This window comes from Geminicoccus flavidas, assembly GCF_009806515.1.
Classification (GTDB): Bacteria; Pseudomonadota; Alphaproteobacteria; order Geminicoccales; family Geminicoccaceae; genus Geminicoccus; species Geminicoccus flavidus.
In genome coordinates this window covers 1-4,190 of record NZ_WUJP01000814.1, presented here as the reverse complement: position 1 = coordinate 4,190, position 4,190 = coordinate 1, and the positions used below count along the sequence as shown (strand labels likewise).

Annotated in this window: 2 protein-coding genes and 1 pseudogene; 2 read left to right on the top strand and 1 reads right to left on the bottom strand. The window is 68.2% G+C overall.

What is annotated here, in order from left to right:
- Positions 1-440: pseudogene (locus EQG76_RS23395) on the top strand (hypothetical protein); the annotation flags it as partial.
- A 128-nt stretch (positions 441-568) separates the two neighbouring features.
- Complete coding sequence (gene hemA / locus EQG76_RS23390) at positions 569-1,780, top strand: 5-aminolevulinate synthase (RefSeq protein ID WP_159716786.1); 1,212 nt, start codon at positions 569-571, stop codon at positions 1,778-1,780.
- A 40-nt stretch (positions 1,781-1,820) separates the two neighbouring features.
- Here hemA and EQG76_RS23385 read toward each other — a convergent pair whose 3' ends face one another.
- Entirely contained in the window at positions 1,821-4,040 is a 2,220-nt protein-coding gene (locus tag EQG76_RS23385; RefSeq protein ID WP_159716789.1) for a RelA/SpoT family protein, read from the bottom strand.
- Positions 4,041-4,190 lie beyond the last annotated feature (150 nt).

The following is a 4,190-nucleotide window of genomic DNA, read 5'->3' as shown; positions in this document are numbered from 1 at the left end:
CCGGACGCGCTCTGGTTGCCGATGGGGCCTCGGTGTTCGCTCGCGTGGAGTTGCGCCGTGGCACCTCGCTCTACCTGAATGATGGCGTGTACGGCAATCTGGCGGAGCTGAAGTGGATCGGCCCGCAGTTCCCGCTGCGTGCCATCCGGGTGGGCGGCCGCTACGGCGATGCGCCGCTCATCCCCTATGACCTGTTCGGGCCGACCTGCGACAGCATCGATTCCATGCCGGGCCCGCATCTCCTGCCGGCCGACATGGACGAGGGCGACTGGATCGAGGTCGGCCAGATGGGGGCCTACAGCAACGCGCTGAAGACCCGGTTCAACGGCTTCGAGACCGGCGGCGTCGTGTTCCTGCACGACGACGCCTTCGATCGGATCCGGCTGGAGGCGAGTCTGGCTCGCTGCGGTGATGCGTTCACGTATGCTCAGGCGGCCTGAACCGGCCGCCTGAGCCGCTTCACCCGCGACATCCTGGCCGAGATGGTGTTGTATCGCTGGATGCTTGGCCGGCGGGGGCCCACATTCCGCCGGCTAGCAGTCGTTGCAACGGAGCCGGGACAGGGTTGATGGATTACGAGCGCATCTTCCGCGAGGCGGTCACGGCCGTGCGCGCTGAGGGTCGCTATCGGGTGTTCTGCGATCTCGAGCGCCAGGTCGGGTCCTTTCCCCGAGCGCTTCGGCACACGCCGGATGGCCCGCGCCCGGTGGTGATCTGGTGCTCCAACGACTATCTGGGCATGGGCACTGATCCGCGCGTGGTCGAGGCCGGCCAGGTGGCGGTCGCCCGGCACGGCACCGGTGCCGGCGGAACCCGCAACATCAGCGGCTCCAATTACCTGCACGTGGCGCTGGAGCGCGAGCTGGCCGACCTGCACGGCAAGCCGGCAGCATTGGTGTTTACCTCGGGCTATGTCGCCAACGAGGCGGCGCTCTCCACTTTGGCAAAGCTCCTGCCCGACTGCGTGGTGTTCAGCGACGAGAAGAACCACGCCTCCATGATCGCGGGCATCTGCAACGGCCGGGCACCCAAGCGCATCTTCCGGCACAACGATGTCGCCCATCTCGAACAGATGCTGGCCGAGACCGCCCCGGAACGGCCGAAGCTGATCGCGTTCGAGGGCGTCTACTCGATGGACGGCAGCTTCGGGAAGGTCCGCGAGATCCTGGACCTGGCCGAGCGCTACGGTGCCATGACTTACCTGGACGAGGTGCATGCGGTCGGCATGTATGGGCCGAGGGGGGGCGGGATTGCCCAGATGCTGGGCGAGCAGCACCGGGTGACGGTGATCCAGGGCACGCTCGCCAAGGCGTTCGGGGCGCTGGGTGGCTATATCGCCGGCTCCGCGGCCCTGGTCGACGCGATCCGCTCCTATGCGTCCGGCTTCATCTTCACGACCTCGCTGCCGCCGGCCGTGACCGGGGCGGCTCTCGCCAGCGTCCGGCACCTGAAGTCCAGCGACGTGGAGCGCTTGCGCCATCAGGAGCGCGCGCGGACCGTGGCCAACCGGCTGGCCGCCGCCGGCATCCCGGTGATGGCCAACCCGTCGCATATCGTGCCGGTGTTCGTAGGCGACCCGGTCCGCTGCAAGCAGGCCAGCGACCTGCTCCTGGAGCGGCACGGCATCTATATCCAGCCGATCAACTACCCGACCGTGCCCAAGGGCACCGAGCGGCTGCGCATCACGCCCTCGCCGCTCCATGACGACGAGCTGGTCGACCAGCTGGTGGCGGCGATGGTCGAGGTCTGGGCCACGCTGGATCTGGCCCGGGCCGCCTGAGGGCGGCCCGCCGGAACCGGGGGCCCGGCCCTCGGGCTCTTCAGCCGACCAGCAGCCGCTCGACCCCGTTGACGATCGAGCTGGAGCGCAGGGCCGCCTGGATCTGGTCGAGCTGCTCACGCGACTGGACCTCGACATCCAGGGTGATCTCGAAGAGCTGGTCGTCCTTGCGGTTCATCCGCACGTCCGTGATGTTGCCGCCCTGCTTGCCGATCAGCGTGCTGATGGTGCCGAGCGCGCCCGGCTTGTTGGTGGCCATGACCGTAAGCCGTGCCGGTGCGGTGGCCCCGTTCAGCTGCCCGTTCCAGCCGAGGGTGAGCGCGCCGCTCACGTCCTCCGCGGCCACGGTGCGGCACTCGACCCGGTGGATGGCGATGCCCTTGCCCGTGCGCACCAGGCCGATGATGGCGTCGCCCGGCACGGGATGGCAGCAGCCGGCGAAATGGAAGGCCACGCCCGGCGGCAGGCCGCGGATCGGGCCGGCATGCTCGGTCTGCTCGACGGCTAGGCCCTTGGCGCGGTTGGGCACCAAGGTTTCTTCCTGCGGCTCGGCCGGCTGCAGCTCGGTGCGGACCGCGTCGATCACGCTGCGCGCCGACAGCGTGCCGTCGCCCACCGCGACCAGCAGGTCCTCGACGCTCTTCAACCCGAGCGCCGTCCGGGCCTTGTCCAGGTGCTTCTCGCCGAACGGAAGGTGCTCGCGCTCGGCGAGCTTGGTCACCTGGTCCTTGCCCTGGTCGATGAACTCGGAGCGGCGCTGCTGGCGTAGGAAGCGGCGGACCCGCGAGCGGGCCCGGCCGGTGACGACGAACCGCTCCCAGGCAGGGGAGGGCGTGGCTCCCTTGGCCGTGATGATCTGGACCTGGTCGCCGTTCTTGAGTTGGGTACGCAACTGCACGATGCGCCCGTCGACCTTCGCCCCGACGCAGGTATCGCCGATCTGCGAGTGCACTGCATAGGCGAAGTCGACCGGGGTGGCGCCGCGAGGCAGGTTGATCAGCTGGCCCTTCGGCGTGAAGCAGAACACCTGGTCCTGGAACATCTCGAGCTTGGTGTGCTCGAGGAACTCCTCGGGGTCGCTGGCATGCTCCAGGATGTCGAGCAGCGAGCGCAGCCAGCGGAACTGCCGGCCGTCGCGCGGCCGCTCGCCCTCCTTGTAGGCCCAGTGCGCGGCTACGCCCAGCTCGGCCACCTCGTGCATCTCGGCGGTCCGGATCTGGATCTCGACCTTGCGGCCCTCGGGCCCCAGGATTGTGGTGTGTAGCGAGCGGTAGCCGTTGGGCTTGGGCAGGCTGATATAGTCCTTGAACCGCCCGGGCAGGGTCTGCCACTTGCCGTGGATCACGCCCAGCGCCGCGTAGCATTCGCCGACCGTGCCGACGATTACCCGGAAGGCCATCAGGTCCGAGAGCTGCTCGAAGCTGACGTTCTTGTTCTGCATCTTGCGCCAGATCGAGTAGGGCGTCTTGACCCGCCCGGTGATCTCGGCCTCGATGCCTTCCTTATGCAGGGTCTCGCGCAGCGCGGTGCAGACCCGCTCGATCAGCCCGTCATCGCCCTGGCGCAGCGTGTTTAGCCGGTGCAGTACGCCTTCCCGGTAGTCCGGCCAGAGCTCGGCGAACGCCAGGTCCTCCAGCTCGCCCTTCATCGCCTCCATGCCGATCCGCTCGGCCAGCGGCGCATAGATTTCCAGGGTTTCCCGCGCGATCCGCTTCCTGCGCTCCTCGTTCTTGATGAAGTGCAGGGTGCGCATGTTGTGCAGCCGGTCGGCGAGCTTGACCAGCAGCACCCGGATGTCCTCGCTCATCGCGAGGAGCAGCTTGCGGAAGTTCTCGGCCTGGGCGGTCTCGGCCGACTGCAGCTCGATCTTGTTGAGCTTGGTCACGCCCTCGACCAGGCGTGCCACCTCCTTGCCGAACAGCCGGGCCAGCTCGGCATTGGTGGTGACGGTATCCTCGACCGTGTCGTGCAGCAGGCCGGTCGCTATCGACGCGGTGTCGAGCTTGAGGCCGGCCAGGATGCCGGCCACCTCGACCGGGTGATGATAATAGGGATCGCCCGAGGCGCGGAGCTGCGAGCCATGCGCGCGCATGGTGAAGACGTAGGCGCGGTCCAGCAGTTCCTCGTCCACGTCCGGGTCATAGGCGCGCACCAGGTCGACCAGCTCGTACTGGCGCAGGACCTTGCGACGTGGCACAGGCTTGGCCGGCTCCGCCTGCGCCTCGGCGGCCGGTCTGACCAGAACTTCGCCGCCTTCCATGCTCAAGGCCGCCTCGACGGGGATGTTGACGGCCGCTTTCGCCCGGCTGGCGGCCGCCTAGTTCGTGCGCTCAGCGATCGAAGCCCTCATCCTCGATGATGTCCTGGTCCTGGTAGGACACGTCCTCGGGCATCTGGCCGATCTGGCCGA

Coding starts and splice junctions, on each gene's coding strand:
- hemA (WP_159716786.1), top strand. CDS start 569: ATGGATTACGAGCGCATCTTCCGCGAGGCGGTCACGGCCGTGCGCGCT.
- EQG76_RS23385 (WP_159716789.1), bottom strand. CDS start 4,040: ATGGAAGGCGGCGAAGTTCTGGTCAGACCGGCCGCCGAGGCGCAGGCG.